The organism is Streptomyces sp. NPDC031265 (assembly GCF_055570295.1).
In genome coordinates this window covers 25,751-47,938 of record NZ_JBVIHM010000013.1, presented here as the reverse complement: position 1 = coordinate 47,938, position 22,188 = coordinate 25,751, and the positions used below count along the sequence as shown (strand labels likewise).

The following is a 22,188-nucleotide window of genomic DNA, read 5'->3' as shown; positions in this document are numbered from 1 at the left end:
CCCGGCCCCCGGGGCGGGGCCTGCGGCCCCTGCACCCCGCTTCGGGGCTGCGCCCCGGTCCGCGTTCGTCTGCAGGTTCTCTGTGGCTGGCCGCAGACAAACCCCCGGGCCCTCAGTCCCGTGCCAACCCGAACCTCGCCCGGAACCCCGGCCGTTCGTCCGTGGCCACCGATGCCGCGCCGTCCGTCACCGTTTCGTAGACCGCGAGGATGTCCGCTCCCACCGTCGACCAGTCGAAGCGGCGTACGTGGGCGGAGCCCCTGGCTCTGAGTCCGGCTCGGCGGGCCGGGTCGGACAGGAGGCCCACGGCCGCCTCGGCCAGCGCGTCCGCGTCCTCGTTGGCGAAGAGTTCGCCCGCGCCGCCCTGGTCCAGGACCTGCGCGAACGCGTCCAGGTCGCTCGCCAGGACCGCCGCCCCGGCCGACAGCGCCTCGACCAGGATGATGCCGAAGCTCTCGCCACCGGTGTTGGGCGCCACGTACACGTCGACGCTGCTCAGGAAGCGCGCCTTGTCCTCGTCGCTGACCATGCCCAGGAATTCCACGCGGGAGCGCATCTCTGCCGGGAGGGACGCCACGGCTTCCTCCGCGTCGCCCTTGCCCGCCACCAGGAGGCGGGTCTGCGGGCGTTCCGCGAGGATCTTGGGCAGCGCCCTCATCAGGACCGGCAGGCCCTTCCTCGGCTCGTCGATGCGGCCCATGAAGCCGAGCGTGTCGCCCTGCCACTGGGGCCTCGGCTCGGCCTTGGCGAAGAAGTCGACGTCGACGCCGTTGGGGATCACCACCGCGTCGCCGCCGAGATGCTCGACCAGCGTGCGCCGCGCGTACTCGCTCACCGCGATCCGCGCGCTGATCTTCTCCAGGGCGGGCTGCAGGATCGGGTACGCCGCGATCATCGCCCGCGAGCGCGGGTTGGACGTGTGGAACGTCGCCACGATCGGGCCCTGCGCCGCCCAGCAGCTCAGCAGGCCGAGGGAGGGTGAGGCGGGCTCGTGGATGTGGATCACGTCGAAGGTGCCCTCGTGCAGCCACCGCCGCACCCGGGCCGCCGACAGGAAGCCGAAGTTCAGCCGGGCCACCGAGCCGTTGTACGGGACGGGGACCGCCCGGCCCGCCGAGACCACGTACGGCGGGAGCGGCGTCTCGTCGTCGGCGGGGGCGAGCACGGAGACCTCGTGGCCGCGCCGGATCAGATGCTCGGCCAGGTCCCTGATGTGGAACTGGACGCCGCCCGGTACGTCCCAGGAGTACGGGCAGACGATGCCGATCCTCACGCCCGGCGCTCCTCAAGGTCGGCGAGCCACAGTCGCTGCAGCATGTGCCAGTCCTCCGGGTGTTCGGCGATTCCGGTGGCGAAGGCGTCCGCCAGCGCCTGGGTCATCACGGACGTCTTCTCCGTGCGCGTGCCCGTCTCGGGCACGTCGATCGGCGGGTGCACCCTGCCCCGCATGACGGGCGACCCGTCGTACCAGAGCGTCACGGGCAGCAGCAGCGCGCCCGTCTGCTGGGCCAGCAGCGCCGGCCCGGCCGGCATCCGCGCGGCCTCCCCGAAGAACTTCACCTCGACGCCGGAGGCGGACAGGTCGCGGTCCGCGACCAGGCAGACCAGGCCGCCCGCCCGCAGCCGCTGGGCCAGCGTGCCGAAGGCCGAGCCGCCGGTGTGCGGCAGGACCTCCATGCCCAGGCTCTCGCGGTAGGCGACGAACCGGTCGTACAGCGTCTCGGGCTTGAGCCGCTCGGCGACCGTGGTGAACGGGGTGTCCAGCTTGGTCGTGACCCAGGCGCCCGCCAGGTCGTAGTTGCCCATGTGCGGCAGCGCCAGGACCACGCCCCGCCCGGAGGCGAGGCCGTCGGTGAGGTGGTGGAGGTCCCTCGGCTCGAAACCGGTCTTCATCCGGTCCCTGCTCCAGGCAGGCAGCCGGAACGACTCCATCCAGTACCGCATGTACGAGCGCATCCCGGCCTTGGACAGCTCGGCCAGGCGCTGCGGGGAGGCGTCGGGCACCACGCGCGCGAGGTTGGACTCCAGGCGCAGCACGCTCTTGCCGCGCCGCTTCCACACCGTGTCCGCGATTCGCCGGCCCAGGCCCGTGGCCATCGGCTCGGGGAGCTTCTTGACGGTGGCCCAGCCCAGTCCGTAGAGCGTGTCCGTCAGCCGTTCCCTCATGAGGCGGCCTCACTGGTCCTGGCGGCGGCGTCGGCCTCCGCGGCCTCGCGGCGCACCGTCACCACCCGCTGGATCAGCGTGATCAGGCTGCCCACGGCCACGATCCACAGCGCGATCGGCAGCAGGATCTGGATGCCGGGCACGCCGAACTTGTGCAGCCCCGCGAGACCGGCCGCGACCAGCGAGATCACCAGGCGTTCGGCCCGCTCGATCAGGCCGTTGACGGCGACCGGCAGCCCGATCGACTCGCCGCGCGCCTTGGTGTACGAGACGACCTGGCCGCTGGCCAGGCAGAAGATGGAGACCGCGCACAGGACGTCGTTGTCGCCGCTGCCCGCGTACCAGAGGGCGAAGCCGCCGAAGATCGCGCCGTCCGCGACGCGGTCGAGCGTCGAGTCGAGGAACGCGCCCCAGCGGCTGGAGATCCCCGCCTGGCGGGCCATGTTGCCGTCGACCAGGTCGGAGAAGACGAACAGGGTGATGACGATGGTGCCCCAGAAGAACTCGCCCCGGGGGAAGAAGACCAGCGCACCCGCCATCACTCCGGCCGTGCCGAGCAGGGTCACGGCGTCCGGGCTCACCCCCCGGCGGAGCAGAAACGCGGCGAACGGCGTGAGGACACGCGTGAAGAATGCACGCGCGTACTTGTTCAGCATGGCCTTCCCGACGGTCGGTGTGGCCGCGCGGCCCTGCTGGCCGCCGGCTGGCCCATCGTAGCCAGGCCCGGAGACCTCCACCGCCGCGCACCCTTCACTGCCCGCGTTCCCGTACGACGTATGGACGCACAGTGACCGGAGTGGAACGCTGGAAAGACCGCGGGCACGCGAAGCCGCCTCCGCCGGGGTCCTCCCCGGCCGGAGGCCGGGGGAGGATTCCGCGCGGCCGCGCCCTTTCACCACCTCACCGTGCAAGAAACGGAAGCCATACGGGAGGAACGGCATGGGCGACAAGGCGAGTGCACATCCCGGAGCCGCCGGCAGGGCAGCTACGGCCGACCACCCCTCATCCGTACGGAATGTGGTGCTGGTCGGCCACAGCGGATCCGGGAAGACGACATTGGTGGAAGCGCTCGCGCTGACGGCGGGAGCCGTCAACCGCGCGGGCCGGGTCGAGGACGGCGGGACCGTCTCCGACTACGACGAGATCGAACACCGGCAGCAGCGCTCGGTCCAGCTGTCGCTGGTCCCCGTCGAGTGGGCCGGCTGCAAGATCAATATCTTGGACACCCCCGGATACGCCGACTTCGTCGGGGAACTCAGGGCCGGTCTGCGAGCGGCGGACGCGGCCCTTTTCGTCGTCTCCGCCTCGGACGGCGTGGACGGCGCGACCCGGATGGTGTGGGACGAGTGCGCGGCCGTGGGCATGCCGCGGGCCATCGTGGTCACCCACCTGGAGGCGGCCCGCGCCGACTTCACCGAGATGACCCGGGTGTGCGCCGAGGCGTTCGGCGGCGACGACCCCGACGCCGTACTGCCTCTCTATCTGCCGCTGCACGGACCCGAGGGACCGGACGGGCACGCGCCCGTCACCGGCCTGATCGGACTGCTTTCGCAGCGCGTCTTCGACTACGCGTCCGGCGAGCGCAAGGAGGCCGAGCCCGGCCCCGAGCAGCTCCCGCTCATCGAGGAGGCCCGCAACCGGCTGATCGAGGGGATCATCGCCGAGAGCGAGGACGAGACCCTCATGGACCGCTATCTCGGCGGCGAGGAGATCGACGTCAAGACGCTCATCGACGACCTGGAGCGGGCGGTCGCGCGCGGCACCTTCCACCCGGTCCTGGCGGCCGCCCCGGCCGCCGGGGGCGCCCGCCAGGGCATCGGCACCGTCGAGCTCCTGGAACTGGTCACAGGCGGCTTCCCGACCCCCCTGGAGCGCACCGCGCCCGAGGTGACGACCCCACAGGGCGCCGCGCGCCCCACCCCGGTCTGCGCCCCCGACGGCCCGCTGGTCGCCGAAGTGATCAAGACCTCGTCCGACCCGTACGTGGGCCGGGTCAGCCTGGTCCGCGTCTTCTCCGGCACCCTGCACCCCGACGAGACCGTCCACGTCTCCGGGCACGGCATGACCGACCGGGGCCACGAGGACCACGATGTCGACGAGCGGATCGGCGCGATCTCCTCGCCCTTCGGCAAACAGCAGCGCACCCTGGGCTCCTGCATCGCGGGCGACATCGCCTGTGTCGCCAAGCTGACCCGCGCCGAGACCGGGGACACCCTCTCCGGCAAGGACGACCCGCTGCTCATGGCGCCCTGGGAGATGCCCGACCCGCTGCTCCCGCTGGCCATCCAGGCCCACAGCAAGGCCGACGAGGACAAGCTCTCGCAGGGGCTCTCCCGGCTCGTCGCCGAGGACCCGACCATGCGCCTGGAGCAGAACCCGCACACGCACCAGCTGGTCCTGTGGTGCCTGGGCGAGGCGCACAAGGACGTGGCCCTGGAGCGGCTGCGCACCCGCTACGGCGTCCAGGTCGACGTCGTCCCGCACAAGGTGTCGCTGCGCGAGACCTTCGGCGACACCGCCACCGGGCGCGGCCGCCACGTCAAGCAGTCCGGCGGCCACGGCCAGTACGCGATCTGCGAGATCGAGGTGGCGCCGCTGCCCCCCGGATCCGGCATCGAGTTCGTCGACAAGGTGGTGGGCGGCGCCGTGCCGCGCCAGTTCATCCCCTCCGTCGAGAAGGGCGTACGCGCCCAGGCCGCCAAGGGCGTCGCCGCGGGCTATCCGCTCGTCGACGTACGGATCACGCTCCTGGACGGCAAGGCCCACTCGGTGGACTCCTCGGACGCCGCCTTCCAGACGGCCGGGGCCCTGGCCCTGCGGGAGGCCGCCGCCGACGTCCGCATCCACCTCCTGGAACCCGTCGCCGAGCTCCAGGTGCTGGTGCCCGACGACTACGTGGGCCCGGTCATGAGCGATCTGTCCGGCCGCCGGGGCCGCGTCGTCGGGACCGAGCAGGCGGGCCCGGGGCGCACCCTCGTACGGGCCGAGGTGCCCGAGATCGAGATCGGGCGGTACGCGGTGGACCTGCGCTCCGTCTCGCACGGCACCGGCCGCTTCGACCGCAGCTACGCCCGGCACGAGCCGATGCCGCCGCAATTGACGGAGAAGCTCCGGGAATCACTGGAAAAGACCGCTTAGATACGGTAATTGACGGATCGTCGGAAACGCCGCCCGTCCAACCCCTTTGCGGCGGGCGGCATTCCGAGGTCCCGTGTCGCGAGAGCACCGACCCCGATACGCTGGGTGCCTGCTCAGCAGGTGTGCGGGGAACGGCAGTCGGGAACAGGCCGCAGAGCGATACAGTGCGCGGCGATGGGGGCGGCAGTGGCGGACCAACCATTCGACTTCTCACCGGGGGCCCAGGTCCCGCTCCAGGGCGCGGCGGGCCAGACGGCCGCGACCCAGGCACTGGCCTCGGCCGCCTACCGGGACAGCCCGGTCACCGACATACTCAAGGCCAACAACGAGTGGCACGAGTCGGCCGTCACCAAGCCCCGGCTCTCCCTCTTCGAACCGAACCTCGGTGAGGCCTTCTCCCGCGCCGTGCAGTCCCGCATGCTCGGCGCCACCCGCAAGGCGATCATCCAGTCCTTCGGCACCGAACCGCAGACCGTCGTCGAGCACTGCCTCGCCGCGATCCGCATCCGCAAGGAGCGCGACACCAGGCTCACCCTGGTCACCGCCGTCTTCGGGGTGCTCTTCCTGCCCGGACTGCTGCTGTGGCTCGCCCTCTTCCAGCTGCGCCGCACCCTCGCCGGCGCCAAGGACCGCCGCGTCGGGGCCCTGGGCAACCTGCTGCTCGTCGCCTTCGCCGTGCTCGCCGTGATCGCGCTGGTCAAGCTGCCCTTCGGCGGCTTCCTCGCGATCTATCTGCGCGCCATGCTGGTGATGCCCGTCCTCGGCTGGTTCTGGGCCAAGCAGATCTGCGAATCCACCGCCAAGGACCTGCGCGCCCGCTGGACCGGCCTCCTCTCCGGCGGCGGAGTCGGCGCCAAGATCCCCGAGGCCGTACCGAAGAACCCGCACGAGACCGCCGCCGAGCAACTGCGCCAGAACCTCGCCAAACTCACCGCCGAGCAGCACAGCAACGCCGTCTTCTACGCCGGCCCCAAGGGCATACTCGGCATGGGCACCCGCTGGGGCAGCTGGCAGCTCGCCGAGGAGCTCGTCTCCAAGGACCCCGGCAAGGAGATCCACGGCTTCCGCAGCTGGGACGTCATAAGGTCCATCCAGGACCGTCTGCACCTGCTCGAACGCGGGCCCCTGCACACCGGCGGCTTCCCCAAGCCCTCGGTCACCAACTGGGTCGTCTCCCCCGTCGGCGAGAACGCCAAGGAAGTCGCCCGGCCCACCGGCCAGGACGTCGACAACTTCCAGGTGCGCCAGCACGAGGTCCAGCGCATCTGCAACGAGCAGCAGTTCTCCAGCGGCAACCGCCACTACCTGGGTGTGCAGTTCACCCTCTGGGACGGCCAGCTGGTGATCACCATGATGATCACCGTGACCGTGCTCCACGAGACCCTGCGCATCGAGGTCACCGGACACGCCCTCGGCCCGGTGCACGCCCTGTTCACCACCAAGCCGAGCCCCAAGACCAAGTCGGTCGACAAGACCTTCAAGTTCTGGGAGAAGAAGGAGATACAGCTCCCGCTGGTCGAGCCGCGCGAGGTCGTCCGCCTCGCCGCCCGCGCCCCGCTGACCTGGTACCCGCCGCTCCTCGACCACCTCGGCGGCAAGCTGGTGCTGCCCGAGCCGTTCGGCCTGCGGCACGCCTGGGCCGACAAGCCCTGGCGACACCGCTTCATGGCCGACGACGCGATGCGCGCGGCCACGCCCGTCCTGCGCGTGGTGCACGCCGCCGCGATGAAGGTGCTGGACGAGAACGGCGTGGACACCGAGCGCTTCAACAACCGCTCGATGATCCTGAGCGGCATGGTGCAGGACCCGGCGCCGCGCAGGGCGGACTCGTACGACGCGTGAACTGCGACGTGTGAACCACCACGCCTGAACCTCAGCCCCTGGGCCAGGCCTCCGCGAGCATCTTGCGGGTGTCGCCCAGGAGTTGGGGCAGGATCTTGGTGTGGCCGACGACCGGCATGAAGTTGGTGTCGCCGCCCCAACGAGGCACGATGTGCTGATGCAGATGGGCGGCGATACCGGCCCCGGCCACGGTGCCCTGGTTCATGCCGATGTTGAAGCCGTGCGCCCCGGACGCCGTCCGCAGGGCCGTCATGGCCTGCTTGGTGAGCTCCGCGAGCTCCACGGTCTCGGCGGCGTCCAGGTCCGTGTAGTCGGCGACGTGCCGGTAGGGCACGACCATGAGGTGGCCGCCGTTGTACGGGTAGAGGTTGAGCACCGCGTACACATGCTCGCCACGGGCAACGACCAGCCCGTCCTCGTCGGATTTGGCCGGGATGGAGCAGAAGGGACAGCCGTCGCCCGCACCCGGGCCGGTCGGCTTGTTCTCACCCTGGATGTAGGCCATCCGGTGGGGCGTCCACAGGCGCTGGAAGGCGTCCTGGACACCCACCCCGATCTGCTGTTCCGGCTCACTCGTCATGTTGTGCAGCATATGACTTCATGTGCGGGGACGAGGAGCGGCCCCCGGGGAGCAGGGCTTCCCGGGGGCCGCGTCGGGCCGGTGAGGGGCGTCAGACCTGCGCCCGCTCCTCGACGACCTTGAGCACCTTGGCGATCGCCTCGTCGACCGGGACGCCGTTCTCCTGCGAACCGTCGCGGTAGCGGAACGAGACCGCACCGGCGGCCATGTCCTCGTCACCCGCGATGATCATGAACGGGACCTTGGCCTTCTGGTGGTTCCTGATCTTCTTCTGCATCCGGTCCGAGGACGCGTCGACCTCGACCCGCAGCCCCTGGGTCTTCGCCTTCTCGGCGAACTCCTGGAGGTACGGGACGTGCGCGTCACCGATCGGGATGCCGACCGCCTGGACGGGGGCCAGCCACGCCGGGAAGGCGCCCGCGTAGTGCTCCAGGAGCACCGCGAAGAACCGCTCGATGGAGCCGAACAGCGCGCGGTGGATCATGACGGGCTGCTGGCGAGAGCCGTCCGCCGCCGTGTACTCCAGGCCGAACCGCTTGGGCTGCTGGAAGTCGACCTGGATGGTCGACATCTGCCAGGAGCGGCCGATGGCGTCCTTGACCTGCACGGAGATCTTCGGGCCGTAGTAGGCGGCGCCGCCCGGGTCCGCGACCAGCGGCAGGCCCTGCTTCTCGGCGGCCACCCGCAGCGCCTCCGTGGCCTCCTCCCACTCCGCGTCCTCGCCGATGAACTTGTCCGACTCGGGGTCGCGGGTCGACAACTCCAGCTCGAACTCGGTCAGGCCGTAGTCGCGCAGCAGGTCGAGTACGAAGGTGAGCAGCGAGTCGAGCTCGTCCGGCATCTGCTCCTTGGTGCAGTAGATGTGCGAGTCGTCCTGGGTGAAGCCGCGCGAGCGGGTGAGCCCGTGCACGACGCCCGACTTCTCATACCGGTACACCGTCCCGAACTCGAAGAGCCGCAGCGGCAGTTCACGGTAGGAGCGGCCGCGCGCCTTGAAGATCAGGTTGTGCATCGGGCAGTTCATCGCCTTGAGGCGGTAGTTCTGCTCGTCGAACTGGATGGCCGGGAACATACCGTCCGAGTAGTTCGGCAGGTGGCCCGAGATCTCGAAGAGCTTCTCCTTCGAGATGTGCGGGGTGTTCACGAACTCGTACCCCGAGTCCTCGTGCCGCTTGCGCGAGTAGCTCTCCATCTCCTTGCGGATCACCCCGCCCTTGGGGTGGAAGACCGCGAGGCCCGGGCCCAGCTCGTCCGGGAAGGAGAACAGGTCGAGCTCGGCGCCGAGCTTGCGGTGGTCGCGCTTCTCGGCCTCGACGAGGAAGTCCAGGTACGCCTTCAGCTCGTCCTTGGTGGGCCACGCGGTGCCGTAGATCCGCTGGAGCTGCGGGTTCTTCTCGCTGCCGCGCCAGTAGGCGGCGGCCGAGCGCATCAGCTTGAACGCCGGGATGTTGCGGGTGGTGGGCAGGTGGGGACCGCGGCAGAGGTCCTTCCAGCACAGCTCGCCGGTCTTGGCGTCCAGGTTGTCGTAGATCGTCAGCTCGCCGGAGCCGACCTCGGCATCGGCGCCGTCGGCGGCCTGCGCCGCGTTGCCCTTGAGGCCGATGAGCTCCAGCTTGTACGGCTCGTCCGCCAGCTCCTCGCGGGCGGCCTCGTCGCTGGTGACCCGGCGGGAGAACTTCTGCCCCCGCTTCTGGATCTCCTGCATCTTCTTCTCGACGGCCTTGATGTCCTCCGGGGTGAAGGGCCGGGCCACGTCGAAGTCGTAGTAGAAGCCGTCCCGGACCGGCGGGCCGATGCCCAGCTTGGCCTCGGGGAAGAGCTCCTGGACGGCCTGGGCCATCACGTGCGCGGTGGAGTGGCGCAGGATGTTGAGGCCGTCCTCGGAGGAGATCTCGACGGGCTCGACCTCCTCGCCGTCCTTCACCTCGTACGCGAGGTCCTTCAGCTCACCGGCCACGCGGGCCGCGACGACGGTGCGCTCACCGGTGAAGAGCTCGGCAGCCGTAGTGCCCGTCGTCACCACGCGCTCTTCCCGCTCGGAATCGCGTTGGATGATCACACGGACGTCTGACACCGGTCTCTCCTGACTGAAGGGGGCGCACCAGATTCATCTCTCAGATGCGTGATGAATCCTACCGAGCCGGTAGGGCCGGTCGCGAAACGGTTTGCGCGGCGCCACCCTCGACGCCACCCACACCCGCACCCACGCCCCCGCCTCACTCCTCCCCCGCGCACGCCTCCTCAAAGAAGGCAATGCTCTCCATGGTCCCCTGGATCGACTTCATCAAGCGGTCCCGCTCCGCGTCGTCCACCTGGACCGGCACCACCCCGGTCGCCCCGGCGAGCCGACGGAAGCCGCCCCGGCTCTCCAGCCGGCCCACCACCCGGATCGGCAGGCCGACGAGGTGGGCGTGGCCCGCGATCCGGTAGGCCTCCTCGTCCAGCTCCATCCGCACGTACGGGATCTCCGCGCCCGCCAGGACCCGCAGCCGTACCGTCCCCGGACCGCGCGGGCCCGAGCGCCGCAGCCGGACCACCGCGCCGGTGACCCGGACCGGCAGCGAGGGCTCGGCGCCGAGGTAGCGCGCCCCGGCCTCACGCAGCGCGGGCAGGTCGCCGGGCGAGAACTCCACCGGCTCGGGGCGCGGCGCGCACCCGGCCGGGACGCCCGCCGCCGGGGCCCACTCCAGGGCGACCCGGACGCTCTCCGAGCCCGACACCAGGGCGACGACGGCCTCGGTGAGCTCGCGGCTGACGCCCGCCCCGACGGCCGCGTCGAACGCCTCCATGCCGCCGGTGGTGCGCCGGTAGTCGATGGCTTCGCGGACCGCGTACAGCGCCTCGCAGAGCCGGACGACCACCGCGCGGCCCGGTTCCACGGGGACGAACGCGGTGAGCCGCCCGCCCGGCGCCGGGCCGACCAGGACGCCTTCGAGCGCGGCCAGTGCCTGTCTGCGGTGGCGGGCGCCGTAGTACCCGGCCCGGCCGCGCACGGCGAGCGCGCCCGCCAGGAGCATCCGGTGGGCGGCGCCCCGCAGCCGCTCCTGCTCGGTCCAGGGAGCGGCGCCGGAGGGGCCCGGCGGGGTGTCGCGCCACCAGCGGACTTCGTCGCTGGGCACGGCGAGCGAGACCAGCACCTCGCGTGCGGAGGGCGCCGCCGAGCGGGCCAGCGCGGTGAGCGCCTCGCCGATCAGGTCCTCGCTGTCGGGGTACGCGCGGCTGTCGGGCACCAGCAGGCTCGTGCCGGTACCGCCGCCCCCGGGCGGGGTCCAGCGCGCGTACCGCCCGGCCGCGCCGCCGCGCCGCTGCCAGCCGTGCCGGTGCAGCAGCACACCGAGCACGGCCGGGTCCACCTGTGCCGGAACCGGCTCCACCGTCTCCGGCCCACCGAACTCCCCGCTCGACAGACGCATCAGGGCCTCCCTCCCACCCCGACCCGGGTCATGATCTCGCAGAGCGCGCGATCGTCGAAGATCCGCGAGGTCGGTATCCGCACTGTGGTCCTGCGCCGCCCGGTCACCGCGTGGCCGGCCAGATTGGTCCAGTAGCAGCAGTGCCGCAGCGCGAGCCGGTCGTGGCCCGCGCGCAGCCACTCGTCCCGGCTCCTGGGCACGAGCATCACGACCAGGATCTTGTGCACCGACACGGGTGTGCGGGCCAGCTTCACCAGGTGCTCGTTGTCGAGGGTGAAGGAGAAGGCCCCGCCCGGCGGGTGCGGCGGGATCTGGTACGTGCACTTGAGCTGCACCTTGATCGTGACTTCGTCGTCGACGGTGTGGCCGGGGGCGCTGTGGCTCACGTGCCAGTCGATTCCGTTGTCCGGAAAGGGCTGCGAGAGCGAACAGCCGGCGGCGGCCGCCACCGCGTGGAGGTAGCCCACCTGGAGGGTCTCCATGCAGGCGGTGGTGGCGAGTGAGCCGCGCAGTGGTTCGGTCCGCTCAGATATCAACCCGCCCGGCTCCGGCTGCGCGATCGCCATGGCCGTCGTACGCCTTCCGTCAACTTGCGGGCCCGTCACCTGTGTTGTTGCCGGAGGGCGTACGCCGCAAACGGCCCGGGTATCACGGAATCGGGCAGGGGACGCACGCCATCTGCCAAGGGTACAAAGGGAGTTGAACCATGACGTGCTGGTATGAAGGCCCCCTGGCCGCTTTCGACACCGAGACGACCGGCGTGGACGTGGAGCGGGACCGCATGGTCTCGGCCGCCCTCGTGGTCCAGGACGGACCGGGTTCGCGGTCCCGGGCGACGCGCTGGCTGGTGAACCCGGGCATATCCGTTCCGGAGGGCGCGACCGCCGTGCACGGGCTCACCGACGAGCACCTCCAGCTGAACGGGCGGTGGCCCGCGCCGGTGATGGAGGAGGTGGCCAGGGCGCTGGCCGAGGAGTGCGCGGCGGGGCGGCCGCTGGTGGTGATGAACGCGCCGTTCGACCTCACGCTGCTGGACCGGGAGTTGAAGCGCCACCGCGCCTCGTCGCTGGCGCGCTATCTGGACGGGGCGCCGCTGCGGGTCCTCGATCCGCGGGTCCTCGACAAGCACCTGGACCGCTACCGCAAGGGCCGCCGCACCCTCACCGATCTGTGCGCGCACTACGGGGTGGTGCTGGACAGCGCGCACGACGCGGCGGCGGACGCGCTGGCCGCGCTGGAGGTCGTACGGGCGGTGGGCCGCCGCTACGCGGCGCGGCTTGAGCGGCTCACCCCAGCGGAGATCCACACCCTGCAGACCGGCTGGCACGCGGCCCAGGCGCGAGGCCTGCAGGCGTGGTTCACACGCAACGGGACCCCGGAGGCGGTGGACCCGGCGTGGCCGTTGCGCCCCGAGCTGCCCGCCGCGGCCTGACCGGCGGACCGGCCGTCAGATGTGGAAAGGCCGGTCCGTCGATGACGGACCGGCCTTCTCCCGGTGGGCGATACTGGGTTCGAACCAGTGACCTCTTCGGTGTGAACGAAGCGCTCTCCCACTGAGCTAATCGCCCGGGAACGGACTGAACCATACAGGCCCGGACGGCCCGGGTTCAAACTCCGTTCAGGACGGCCGTGAGCCCCCGCCGTCCGGCGCGCATCATCAGGGCGTGGTTGGCGAGGAAGACGGGACGCCCGGGAACCGCGAGCCGCCGCATCAGCGGCTTGCGCACCTCGACCTCCTGCTCGTACACCGCGTGCGTGCCGCCGCCGCAGGCGCTCAGCGTCCAGCGCGCCCAGCCCTCCAGGTCGCCGCTCATGGCCACTTCCAGGACGCCGGCCGCCTCGTCGCGGCGCCGCTCGCGGGCGGTGACGACCAGGTCGTACGGCAGGAGGGAGCGGAACCTGGCGGTGGCCGTGCGGTCGTCGACGGCGGTCACCTCGCGTATCTGCGGCCACCAGTGCGGATACCCCTCGGCGCGCTCCAGGACCGCGTAGACGGCGGCGGTCGGGGCGGGCAGGTGCCAGATGCTGCGGAACCGGTAGTGGCTCCAGCGCGCGGTTCTCGGCTTCATGGTTCAAGTCTGCGCCGGGGCACGGGAAGTACACCGGGGGGTGACCGGGATCTCAGAAACGCCGAAGGCCCGGAGATCGGTGTCGATCTCCGGGCCTTCGGTCCGGGTGGGCGATACTGGGTTCGAACCAGTGACCTCTTCGGTGTGAACGAAGCGCTCTCCCACTGAGCTAATCGCCCGGGCGCACCGCAAACATTACCGCATGTCAGCGGGGCGTTTGACCATGGTGGCCGGTCCCGCCGTCACTCGTTGATCTTCCACGGCATGACGAGGCCGAACTTCCAGAGGTAGACCGCGGCGAGCACCGCGACGATCACCAGGGCGATCGCCGTGAGGATGATGTTCCGCCGTCGCACCTCGGGGTCGAGGGCCCGCTGGGCGGCCTCGGTGACCTTCCGCCTGGTCCAGCGCAGCACCAGCTGGGCCCAGACGAACTCGGTCGCCCAGATCGCCATGCCGCCGAAGATCACCAGCCATCCGGGGCCGGGCAGCGGAAGCATGATGACGCCCGCGACCACCACCGCGAGGCCCACTATGAAGACGCCGACCTGCCAGCTCAGATGGAGCGGCCTGGACGCCTTGATGAAGGCGGGCGCCCGCGATCCCAGGGCCGCCTCCGGCGCACCGGCCTGCTCGTCACTCCCCGTATTCATGCCGTCCAATCTACCCGACGGCGGACCCTCACCAGAATGGCCGCATAACCCAAAGTAATACTCCGCCGTACGAGCTACCTGAACGACCGCAAAACGGCCAGAGGGGTTTACAACGGCACCGTAGGTGGCATGTCGATTTCGCCGACGTGCGAATCCCCGAGCGCACACTGAGCGAAAGGCCCTGGCGCTTATGAACACCACGGTCAGCTGCGAGCTGCACCTGCGCCTCGTTGTGTCGAGCGAGTCCTCACTGCCTGTACCCGCGGGCCTGCGGTATGACACGGCCGATCCCTACGCCGTGCACGCCACCTTCCACACCGGAGCCGAGGAGACCGTCGAGTGGGTGTTCGCCCGCGACCTTCTCGCCGAGGGCCTGCACCGGCCCACCGGTACCGGAGACGTCAGAGTCTGGCCGTCACGCAGTCACGGCCAGGGCGTCGTCTGCATCGCCCTCAGCTCTCCGGAAGGAGAAGCCCTGCTCGAAGCCCCGGCGCGGGCTCTGGAGTCGTTCCTCAAGCGGACCGACGCCGCGGTGCCACCGGGCACCGAGCACCGTCACTTCGATCTGGACACGGAGCTCTCGCACATCCTGGCGGAGAACTGAGCCAGACCGAGAGCCGCACGGCGCCGTCCGACTCGGGGAGACGGCGCCGTGCGGACACCCGCATAGGCACGCCCACCGCATAGGCATCTCCACCGGTGCCCGTCCCGCGAAGACCCTCGCGGGACGGGCACCGGTGCGCTCGCGCCCGAGCCGCTAGAGTCACCGGGCATCGGCGGGCACCGGCCCGCAGCAGGCCAGGGAGCGAATCGTGCTGATCCCTCACGACACCCGGATCGCCCTCGACATGGTGGTCGATCTGGTGAACACCTCGCCGGAGAGGGAGGAGCCCGACCGGCTCGCCGACATCGCGGCGCTGGACGGCTTCGTACGGGACCACGACGTCAGCGGCGTGGAGAGCCTCACGGCGCGCGATCTCTCCGGCGTACGGACCGTACGCGGCCGTTTCGCGGGTGTTTTCGAGGCGGCGGACGCCCGGGCCGCGGCCGGTCTCGTCAACGAGATCGTGGCGGAGGCGGGCACCACCCCCCAGCTCACCGACCACGACGGCTACGACTGGCACGTGCACTACTTCGCGCCCGGCGCCTCGATCGCGGACCACCTGGCCGCCGACGGCGGGATGGCACTCGCGTTCATCGTGGTGGCGGGCGAGCACGAGCGGCTGCGCAGGTGCGAGGCGCCGGACTGCGGGCGGGCCTTCGTGGACCTCTCCCGCAACCGCTCGCGCCGCTACTGCGACAGCCGCACCTGCGGGAACCGGCTGCACGTGGCCGCCTACCGGGCCCGGCGCAAGGAAGCGGCGGGCTGAAAGGAAGCGGCGGGCCGACCCGGGGCGCCGCCCCGGGCGGGGCGCTCCCGTACCGCCGGTCACAGCAGGTACAGATCGTGCAAGGCCGCCATGAGCAGCAGACAGCCGATCACCCCGAGGAAGATCATCAGGGGTGGCTGCGAAAGGGCGAAGAGACAGCCGCGCGGCTCGTCGGCCGGGGGCGTGGCGTGCGGTTCTTCGGGCGGCGCGGGGACGTGCCCCGGGGAAGTGTCCAGCATCTCGGGTGATGATGGACCAGCGGGGGCACCACAGGGCGCCAACACGCCCACTCGCAGCGGGAGTTACTTCGATGTTGCCGGGCCGGCGCCGCGCCCGCCACCGTCCGGGCCGGCGCCGCGTCGACGCCGGGGGCGAATTGGGGTCCGGGGCCGGGAAACGCTTCCGGAATCGGACTTGGGAGCGCTCCCGTAACCTGACTGGAATTCACTCCAAATGGAATTCCGTATAAGGGAATTCATGACCGCGGAAATTCTCCGGTCAGGCCGTTCACAGCACGTTATGGAGTGTCAGATTCCGACGCTCTTTCAGATTCCGCGCCGGGTTCCGTATCGGATCCGGCCCCTACCGGGGTTCCGTATCCGGACGTACGCGCCCTCGGCTCCGGGTCAGATCCCGTGCTTCTTCAGGATCGCCTCGATGTCGCTGAAGTCCTCCGCGCCGCCGGACTTGCCCTTCGCCTTCGGGGCCGGCTGTGCGGCGGACCGGCGACCGGCGCCCAGCGAAGGCGCGGAGGCCGCCGGGGCGATCGCCTCTCCCCCGGCCGCCTCGGCCGCCCTGCGCTCCTTGCGGGTGCCGCCCTCGGAGCGCCGCTCGACGAGCCGGGTGGCGGAGAAGAGCAGCCAGGCTATGCCGAGCAGGCCGAAGCCCGCCCAGACGCTCGGCTTGAACACGACGCCGGACACCCATCCCACGACCCCGGTCATGACCAGGGCCACGGGGACCAGCGAGTAGGCGGCGATCCGCGTGGCCGACAGGAAGCGCTTGCGGTACGCCGTGACGGCGGCGATGCCCAGTCCGGCCGCGGACGCGGCGGAACAGACGGTCTCGGCAAGCATCCGGTTCCTCCAGACATGGGGGGTGTGGCCCTTCCATCCTGCACCGGAGCGGGCCGTCCGGGCCACGGTGCGCCAGGACATCAGGGAGATCTCGGGGGCGGATCCTCCCCAGGTCCCGGTTGGGGCCCCTCGGGCGGGGCTGGAAGACTGGCCCCATGAGCGAGACCACCCCCGAAACCGCCCCCGGCTCCGCCGCCCCCGTCGTCCTGGACGTGTGGTGCGAGCTCCAGTGCCCCGACTGCCACGCCGCCCTCGACGACGTCCGCGCCCTGCGGGCCCACTACGGCGACCGGCTCGACATCCGGCTGCGGCACTTCCCGCTGGAGAAGCACAAGCACGCCTACGCCGCCGCCCAGGCCGCCGAGGAGGCGTTCGAGCAGGGCCAGGGCTGGCCGTACGTGGAGGCGGTGCTCGCCCGCACCGAGGAGCTCGGCGAGCGGGGCGAGCGCGTGCTGCTCGACGCCGCGCGGGAACTCGGCCTGGACGCCGAGGAGTTCGACACCGCCCTCATCGACGGCCGGCACCTGCTGATCGTCGACGCCGACCAGGCCGAGGGCAAGGCGATCGGCGTCACCGGCACCCCCACGTACCTCATCGACGGCGAGCGCCTGGACGGCGGCAAGAGCCAGGAGGGCCTGCGCGCCCGCATCCAGGAGATCGCGGACCGGCTGCTGGGCGTCTGAGACCCCTGGGGCCTGTGGTCGAATTCCCGTCGCGGGGCGGGCGGGAATTCGACGACAGGCCCCAGGCCCTAGAGGAGAGCCTTGGCGCGGTTGTGCTCCGTCGGCTCGTACCCCAGCGACTCGTACAGCCGCACGGCCGGGGTGTTGTCGCTGAAGACGTGCAGGGCCAGCGTGGTCATGCCGTCGGCCAGCGCCGCCCGCTCGGCCAGCAGCATCAGGGCCCGGCCGTGGCCCCGGCCCCGGTGCTCCTCGGCGACCGCCACGTCGTAGACGTAGGCGGCGGGTCCCGTCTCCAGCTCCTTGCGGGCGACCCAGACGTGCCCGACCACGGCGTCGTCGCTGACCAGCACCTCCAGGTGGACGCCGGGCGTCGCCAGGCCGTGGGGCAGCAGGTCGCGGTGGTCGGCCTCGGCCTTGGCGCGGGCCTGGTCGGCCGGGACGCCCCTGGCGATCCAGCTGCGGGCGTAGTTCTCCTGCTCGTCGTGGTGCCAGACGGTGTACTCGGCCTCGGTCATCGGGCGGCCGGTGACCTGGGCGGGCAGGGCGGGGGGCTCGGCGGGCAGCCGCTTGACCATGTTGCGGCTGCGTTCGGTGTAGCCGAGCGCGTCGGCCATCCGCAGGGCCGCCGGGGCGTCCGCAGGCACCGCCGCGCGCACCTGGGTGCAGCCCCAGCCGCGCAGCACCTCCTCGGCGGCGAGCGCGGCGACGGTCCCCCGGCCGCGGCCCCGGTCGGGCCTGTCGATGCGCAGCCCCCTGATCACCCCCATGGCGGGGCCGAACGCCGCGTCGGTGGCGACGGTGACGGTGCCGACGCGTCTGCTGTTCACACAGACGTCGTACGTACGGGAGGCGGCGCCGTCGGCGCCCTGCTGGAGCGGCCCGGTCGGCCGAATGGTCGTGGTCATCAAGGCCGTTGTACCTGCCGGGCCGCCGTCCGTCACCGGATTTGTCGGGACGGGTCCCACCACTTGGGTCTCCGCGGCGGCTACGGGTCGAGGTCGGAGGCGGCCCGCTCGTCGAAGACGCGCATCGCCTTGGCGGTGACCGGGCCGGGCGTGCCCGGCAGCTCGCGGCCGTCGACCCGGTGCACCGCCTGGACGTCCCTGAGGGTGGAGGTCAGGAAGACCTCCTCGGCCCTCTCCAGCACGTCCAGGGGCAGCTCGGTCTCCTGGGCGCCGGTCCACTCGACGACCAGCTCGCGGGTGATCCCGGCGAGGCAGCCGGAGGTGAGCGGCGGGGTGTGCAGCTGTCCGTCGACGACGACGAAGACGTTGGAGCCGGTCCCCTCGCAGAGCGCGCCGACGGTGTTGCCGAAGAGCGCCTCGGTGGCTCCCCGCCCGTGGGCGCGGGCCAGCGCGACGACGTTCTCGGCGTACGAGGTGGTCTTGAGCCCGGCGACGGCGCTGCGCTCGTTGCGCGTCCAGGGGACGGTGATCACGGCGGTGGTGTCGGGGCGGCGCCGGGTCTCGCCGACCGCGACGACCAGCGTCGGGCCGCTGTCCCCCCGCTCGGAGCCGAGCGGGGAGAGGCCGCCGGTGTAGGTGATCCGCATACGGCCGAGCACGACGGGGTTGGCGTCGAGCACGGCGGCGCAGGCGCGGCGGACCTCGTCCGGATCGGGGTCGGGCAGCCCGAGGCCGCGGGCCGAGCGGGTCAGCCGGGCGAGATGGCGGGTGAGCGCGAACGTCGTCCCCTTCTCCGCCTTCACCGTCTCGAAGATGCCGTCGCCCACGGTTATGCCGTGGTCGAGGACGGACACCTGTGCGGCATCGGCGTCCCGCAGTCCGCCGTTCACCCAGATCTGCATTTACGCGGTCCTTCCACTCTGCGAATACGCGCCCGACGCTACCGCGAGGAGCCGCGAGGCCTTGAGCTCGGTCTCGGCCCACTCCCGCTCGGGGTCCGAGCCCCAGGTGATGCCCGCGCCGGTGCCGAAGCGGAGCACGCCCCGGGGGCGGTCGATCCAGAAGGTGCGTATGCCGACGGCGAGCTCGGCCCGGCGCCGGTCGGCGTCGACCCAGCCGATGCCGCCGCAGTAGGGGCCGCGCGGGGCGGTCTCCAGGGCCTCGATGATGCGCAGCGCGCTGGACTTGGGCGCCCCGGTGACGGACCCGGGCGGGAAGGAGGCGTCGAGGAGGTCCTTCCAGCCCGCTCCTTCGCGCAGTTCCCCGCGTACGGTCGAGACCAGGTGGACCAGGCCCGGGTGGGGCTCGACCGCGCAGAGCTCGGGCACGGTGACCGAGCCGGTGGCGCAGACCCGCCCCAGGTCGTTGCGGACGAGGTCGACGATCATCACGTTCTCGGCGTGGTCCTTCTCCAGGAGGTCCTCGGCGGTGCGGCCGGTCCCCTTGATGGGCCCGGACTCGACGACCCGTCCCGTACGCCGCAGGAAGAGCTCGGGCGAGGCGGTGGCGATCTCCACACCGTGCGCGGGCAGCCGAATCGTTCCTGCGTAGGGGGCGGGGTTGCCCCGGGCGAGCAGGGCGGTGAGCGCGTCGACGTCGGCGGCGGCCGGGTCGGGCAGCGGCGCGGTCAGGACGCGGCAGAGGTTCGCCTGGTAGACCTCGCCGGCCGCGATGTGCTCACGGATCCTGCGTACGCCCGCCGTGTACGCGGCGCGGTCGAGGGAGGACGTCCAGTCACCGGCGGCGGGCCCGCGCCAGGCACCCGGGACGGGCGCGGGGACGGGGACGGCCCGTACGTCCGCGAAGCGGGCGCAGACGAGACGGCCCTCGAAGTCGGCGGCGACGGCCCAGAAGCCGGAGGAGTCCAGCGCCTCCGGGTCGGCGGTCACATCGCGGAGATCGGAGGCGAGGAGCCCGCCGAAGCGGGCCAGAGGAGCGAGGTCATGCACGGTTGTGAGTCTAGGGGCGCCGCCGCACCGCCGCCCCGGACCGGGCGCGGACCAGGCAGGACGCCGGGTCCGGGGCGGACCCGGCGGCGGGCGCGGGGCGGGCACACCGCAGCACGCTGCACAAACGCGTTTTTGTACTGGCCCAGGAATCCGCTAGAGTTCAACACGTCGCCGGGACGCGCAAGCGAAACGGAAACGACAAGCGGACGTGGCTCAGTTGGTAGAGCATCACCTTGCCAAGGTGAGGGTCGCGAGTTCGAATCTCGTCGTCCGCTCGATGTGGGGGATCTTCCCGACCCCCTGCTCGCACTCCTGGTGGAGTGGCCGAGAGGCGAGGCAACGGCCTGCAAAGCCGTCTACACGGGTTCAAATCCCGTCTCCACCTCCAAGGACGATTAGCTCAGCGGGAGAGCGCTTCCCTGACACGGAAGAGGTCACTGGTTCAATCCCAGTATCGTCCACTGGATCTTCTCGAAGATCTGTACCCGCGCGATTAGCTCAGCGGGAGAGCGCTTCCCTGACACGGAAGAGGTCACTGGTTCAATCCCAGTATCGCGCACGCAGCACCACCCGGTCCGGAGCCGTCCTGTATGGTTCTGACCGATCCCCGCGCGATTAGCTCAGCGGGAGAGCGCTTCCCTGACACGGAAGAGGTCACTGGTTCAATCCCAGTATCGCGCACAGCCCGTAGCCCCCGGCCTTCTCGAAGGCCGGGGGCTTCGTCGTGCAGGGCCCCGACGCGCGGGGCCGCGCCACTCAGGTGCTCAGGACGAGAAGAGCATGTGGCCGAAGCCCTTGTGGCGCTTGTGGCCGTAGTGACCACCGTGGCCGCCGTGCTGCTGCGGGGCGCCCCAGGCCGGGGCGTGCGGGGCCTGGGCCGGGTAGCCCTGCGGGGACGGGGGCGCGGGGTAGGCCTGCGGGGCGGGCGCCGACGGGGCCTGCTGCACCCACTGCGACTCCAGCCGGGTCAGCGACTCCAGCTCCCCGTAGTCGAGGAAGATTCCCCGGCAACCGCTGCACTGCTCGATCTGGACACCGTTGCGGTTGTACGTGTGCATGGGTGCGTGGCACTTGGGACACTGCATGACCGGCTCAACTCCTCGCCGTTTCTACGATGGGCAAGCAGCACCCTACGTCGGCCGCCGTCACGGGAACTCGGGCGGGAGTGCTGCGATTCGGGTACAGCTCTCGATCATGGCCAGCTCCGCCTCGTCCGGTGCTCGGCGCTCGCTCGCGCATTTGGCGAGGGCAAGGGCCGCCGTCTGTACGGTCAGGGCGCGGGCGGACACGTCGAGTTGGGGCCACGGGTCGCCTTCCGAGGGGACCGCGGGACCGCCCGCTTCCCGGTACGCGGCGAGGAAGCGGGCCCAGTCGCCGGGGCCGAGCAGACCCGCCGCGTACCAGGCGGCGGGGCGCGCCAAGTCCCAGGCGGGGTCGCCGAGGCCCAGGTCGTCCACGTCGATGAGCAGCCAGTCGCCGCTGCCGACCGGGTGCCGGACGAGCTGGCCGAGGTGGAAGTCGCCGTGACAGAGCCGGGCCTGGCCTGGCTGCGGGGTCTCGGCCCGGGCCCACGCGGGGAGTTGGCCCCAGGCCCGCAGCACGGCGTCGCCCGCCGCGCCCCGGAGCCCGGCGCCCCGCATCCGCGCCACGGCCCTGGCGGCCTTGACCGGCCCCCGCATCGCGGGCAACGGCCCGGGCAGCACCCCGGCAGGCACCCGGTGCAGCCCCGCCACCAGCCGCCCGGCCTCGGCCCAGGGGGCGCTGTCGGGGTCGGCGGGGTTCACGGGGGTGCCGTGGGGCCAGAGGGTTGTCCCCTTGGCGCCGACGGCGTCCGGCAGCGGACGGGTGAGGGGCGGCAGGAGCACGCCGCGCAGGAGCGGGTGCGCCGCGACGGCGAGCCGGACGCCCAGCGCGGCCAGATCGGTGTCAGGGGCATGCGCCTTGGCGACCACCCCGCCGTGCCGTACGACGGTCCCGTCCGCCCGGTCCGCGAGCACGTCGGTACCGGGGTGGAGCCCGGCCCCCGTCCCGTCCGCCCGGGGCTCGGCCGCCGCGCACGCCCCGCACGGGTGGCGGGGCGCGGAGGCGTGGGCCGCCGTACGGGCGGCCTCGGCCAGGGTGGCGACAACGGAGGAGGGCATCGGTCTCCCGGGGTCGGGGGCTGTCCCGCGAGCGTACGGCCCCGCTCCCGGCGGCCGGCGTACCCGCCCATGCAAAAGGCGTTGGCCGGACGGCTCCCCCGCCGTCCCGGCAACGACCCTTCTTCTCTCCTCCCCCCCCCCCCCCCCCCGCGGCTGCAAACGGCACGACATCCCCCACCCAACCCCCCCTACCAGGTTCGGGG

At 71.7% G+C, this 22,188-nt stretch carries 22 protein-coding genes and 7 tRNA genes; 11 read left to right on the top strand and 18 right to left on the bottom strand.

The window, feature by feature from the left end:
- Positions 1 to 112: 112 nt before the first annotated feature.
- From ACZ499_RS20890 to pgsA, 3 genes are read right to left on the bottom strand one after another with little or no spacing between them, the layout of a single operon-like run.
- Positions 113 to 1,273 (bottom strand): glycosyltransferase family 4 protein, encoded by a 1,161-nt coding sequence (locus tag ACZ499_RS20890; protein ID WP_468676897.1) that lies wholly within the window; start codon positions 1,271 to 1,273, stop codon positions 113 to 115.
- Positions 1,270 to 2,166: a phosphatidylinositol mannoside acyltransferase gene (locus tag ACZ499_RS20885; protein WP_468676895.1), complete on the bottom strand. Its 897-nt coding sequence runs from the start codon at positions 2,164 to 2,166 to the stop codon at positions 1,270 to 1,272. Before ACZ499_RS20885 ends, ACZ499_RS20890 begins: the two co-directional genes overlap by 4 nt.
- Complete coding sequence (gene pgsA / locus ACZ499_RS20880) at positions 2,163 to 2,822, bottom strand: phosphatidylinositol phosphate synthase (protein WP_468676894.1); 660 nt, start codon at positions 2,820 to 2,822, stop codon at positions 2,163 to 2,165. The genes ACZ499_RS20885 and pgsA overlap by 4 nt, the downstream gene beginning before the upstream one ends.
- Before the next feature lie 283 nt (positions 2,823 to 3,105).
- Between pgsA and ACZ499_RS20875 the strand changes: the two genes are divergently transcribed.
- A complete protein-coding gene (locus ACZ499_RS20875; RefSeq protein ID WP_468676893.1) occupies positions 3,106 to 5,304 on the top strand; it encodes an elongation factor G-like protein EF-G2 in 2,199 nt (732 codons plus the stop codon).
- Positions 5,305 to 5,490: 186 nt separating this feature from the next.
- Positions 5,491 to 7,146: a hypothetical protein gene (locus ACZ499_RS20870; RefSeq protein WP_468676891.1), complete on the top strand. Its 1,656-nt coding sequence runs from the start codon at positions 5,491 to 5,493 to the stop codon at positions 7,144 to 7,146.
- 31 nt (positions 7,147 to 7,177) lie between these two features.
- Here ACZ499_RS20870 and ACZ499_RS20865 read toward each other — a convergent pair whose 3' ends face one another.
- From ACZ499_RS20865 to ACZ499_RS20850, 4 genes are all read right to left on the bottom strand, one after another.
- Positions 7,178 to 7,738: an HIT family protein gene (locus tag ACZ499_RS20865; RefSeq protein WP_385546821.1), complete on the bottom strand. Its 561-nt coding sequence runs from the start codon at positions 7,736 to 7,738 to the stop codon at positions 7,178 to 7,180.
- Between the two features lie 79 nt (positions 7,739 to 7,817).
- The gene (gene thrS / locus ACZ499_RS20860) at positions 7,818 to 9,800 is read right to left on the bottom strand and encodes a threonine--tRNA ligase (protein ID WP_468676888.1); all 1,983 of its coding nucleotides are present in this window, start codon (positions 9,798 to 9,800) and stop codon (positions 7,818 to 7,820) included.
- 142 nt (positions 9,801 to 9,942) lie between these two features.
- The gene (locus ACZ499_RS20855; protein WP_468676885.1) at positions 9,943 to 11,139 is read right to left on the bottom strand and encodes a hypothetical protein; all 1,197 of its coding nucleotides are present in this window, start codon (positions 11,137 to 11,139) and stop codon (positions 9,943 to 9,945) included.
- Positions 11,139 to 11,705: a DUF4365 domain-containing protein gene (locus ACZ499_RS20850; RefSeq protein WP_468676884.1), complete on the bottom strand. Its 567-nt coding sequence runs from the start codon at positions 11,703 to 11,705 to the stop codon at positions 11,139 to 11,141. Before ACZ499_RS20850 ends, ACZ499_RS20855 begins: the two co-directional genes overlap by 1 nt.
- Before the next feature lie 140 nt (positions 11,706 to 11,845).
- Here ACZ499_RS20850 and ACZ499_RS20845 point away from each other — a divergent pair, with 140 nt between their 5' ends.
- A complete protein-coding gene (locus tag ACZ499_RS20845; RefSeq protein ID WP_385546762.1) occupies positions 11,846 to 12,571 on the top strand; it encodes a 3'-5' exonuclease in 726 nt (241 codons plus the stop codon).
- Between the two features lie 64 nt (positions 12,572 to 12,635).
- On the opposite strand, the gene ACZ499_RS20840 is transcribed toward ACZ499_RS20845, so the two are convergent.
- The 4 genes from ACZ499_RS20840 to ACZ499_RS20825 all read right to left on the bottom strand — a co-directional run bounded on the left by ACZ499_RS20840 (position 12,636) and on the right by ACZ499_RS20825 (position 13,861).
- Positions 12,636 to 12,707 (bottom strand) — tRNA-Val (locus ACZ499_RS20840).
- A 39-nt stretch (positions 12,708 to 12,746) separates the two neighbouring features.
- Positions 12,747 to 13,208, bottom strand: coding sequence for an SRPBCC family protein (locus tag ACZ499_RS20835; protein ID WP_468676881.1), 462 nt, complete (start codon positions 13,206 to 13,208; stop codon positions 12,747 to 12,749).
- Between the two features lie 107 nt (positions 13,209 to 13,315).
- A tRNA-Val gene (locus tag ACZ499_RS20830) sits at positions 13,316 to 13,387 on the bottom strand.
- A gap of 63 nt (positions 13,388 to 13,450) precedes the next feature.
- Positions 13,451 to 13,861, bottom strand: coding sequence for a TIGR02611 family protein (locus tag ACZ499_RS20825; protein ID WP_468676879.1), 411 nt, complete (start codon positions 13,859 to 13,861; stop codon positions 13,451 to 13,453).
- Positions 13,862 to 14,051: 190 nt separating this feature from the next.
- On the opposite strand from ACZ499_RS20825, the gene ACZ499_RS20820 reads away from it, so the two are divergent.
- The gene (locus ACZ499_RS20820; RefSeq protein WP_003987206.1) at positions 14,052 to 14,465 is read left to right on the top strand and encodes an SsgA family sporulation/cell division regulator; all 414 of its coding nucleotides are present in this window, start codon (positions 14,052 to 14,054) and stop codon (positions 14,463 to 14,465) included.
- A 208-nt stretch (positions 14,466 to 14,673) separates the two neighbouring features.
- Positions 14,674 to 15,231 carry a CGNR zinc finger domain-containing protein gene (locus tag ACZ499_RS20815; protein WP_468676876.1) on the top strand — a complete coding sequence of 186 codons (558 nt, stop codon included), beginning with the start codon at positions 14,674 to 14,676 and terminating at the stop codon, positions 15,229 to 15,231.
- A 59-nt stretch (positions 15,232 to 15,290) separates the two neighbouring features.
- Here ACZ499_RS20815 and ACZ499_RS20810 read toward each other — a convergent pair whose 3' ends face one another.
- Complete coding sequence (locus ACZ499_RS20810) at positions 15,291 to 15,470, bottom strand: hypothetical protein (RefSeq protein WP_371651313.1); 180 nt, start codon at positions 15,468 to 15,470, stop codon at positions 15,291 to 15,293.
- A 387-nt stretch (positions 15,471 to 15,857) separates the two neighbouring features.
- Positions 15,858 to 16,307, bottom strand: a complete 450-nt coding sequence (locus ACZ499_RS20805) for a hypothetical protein (RefSeq protein ID WP_468676874.1) — start codon at positions 16,305 to 16,307, stop codon at positions 15,858 to 15,860.
- Between the two features lie 155 nt (positions 16,308 to 16,462).
- On the opposite strand from ACZ499_RS20805, the gene ACZ499_RS20800 reads away from it, so the two are divergent.
- Positions 16,463 to 16,990: a DsbA family protein gene (locus ACZ499_RS20800; protein ID WP_468676872.1), complete on the top strand. Its 528-nt coding sequence runs from the start codon at positions 16,463 to 16,465 to the stop codon at positions 16,988 to 16,990.
- Positions 16,991 to 17,058: 68 nt separating this feature from the next.
- On the opposite strand, the gene ACZ499_RS20795 is transcribed toward ACZ499_RS20800, so the two are convergent.
- The 3 genes from ACZ499_RS20795 to ACZ499_RS20785 form a co-directional block, all read right to left on the bottom strand.
- The gene (locus ACZ499_RS20795; protein ID WP_468676871.1) at positions 17,059 to 17,895 is read right to left on the bottom strand and encodes a GNAT family N-acetyltransferase; all 837 of its coding nucleotides are present in this window, start codon (positions 17,893 to 17,895) and stop codon (positions 17,059 to 17,061) included.
- Between the two features lie 80 nt (positions 17,896 to 17,975).
- Entirely contained in the window at positions 17,976 to 18,797 is an 822-nt protein-coding gene (locus ACZ499_RS20790; protein WP_468676870.1) for an aminotransferase class IV, read from the bottom strand.
- Positions 18,798 to 19,844, bottom strand: a complete 1,047-nt coding sequence (locus tag ACZ499_RS20785; RefSeq protein WP_468676868.1) for a chorismate-binding protein — start codon at positions 19,842 to 19,844, stop codon at positions 18,798 to 18,800.
- A 202-nt stretch (positions 19,845 to 20,046) separates the two neighbouring features.
- On the opposite strand from ACZ499_RS20785, the gene ACZ499_RS20780 reads away from it, so the two are divergent.
- From ACZ499_RS20780 to ACZ499_RS20760, 5 genes are all read left to right on the top strand, one after another.
- A tRNA-Gly gene (locus ACZ499_RS20780) sits at positions 20,047 to 20,119 on the top strand.
- Between the two features lie 39 nt (positions 20,120 to 20,158).
- Positions 20,159 to 20,232, top strand: a tRNA-Cys gene (locus ACZ499_RS20775).
- Between the two features lies 1 nt (position 20,233).
- Positions 20,234 to 20,305 (top strand) — tRNA-Val (locus tag ACZ499_RS20770).
- Between the two features lie 26 nt (positions 20,306 to 20,331).
- Positions 20,332 to 20,403: transfer RNA gene (locus ACZ499_RS20765), tRNA-Val, on the top strand.
- 50 nt (positions 20,404 to 20,453) lie between these two features.
- Positions 20,454 to 20,525 (top strand) — tRNA-Val (locus ACZ499_RS20760).
- An 83-nt stretch (positions 20,526 to 20,608) separates the two neighbouring features.
- Here the strand turns inward: ACZ499_RS20760 and ACZ499_RS20755 are convergent.
- Entirely contained in the window at positions 20,609 to 20,929 is a 321-nt protein-coding gene (locus ACZ499_RS20755) for a TFIIB-type zinc ribbon-containing protein (RefSeq protein ID WP_468676867.1), read from the bottom strand.
- A 60-nt stretch (positions 20,930 to 20,989) separates the two neighbouring features.
- Positions 20,990 to 21,985, bottom strand: a complete 996-nt coding sequence (locus ACZ499_RS20750; protein ID WP_468676866.1) for a phosphotransferase family protein — start codon at positions 21,983 to 21,985, stop codon at positions 20,990 to 20,992.
- Positions 21,986 to 22,188: the final 203 nt, after the last annotated feature.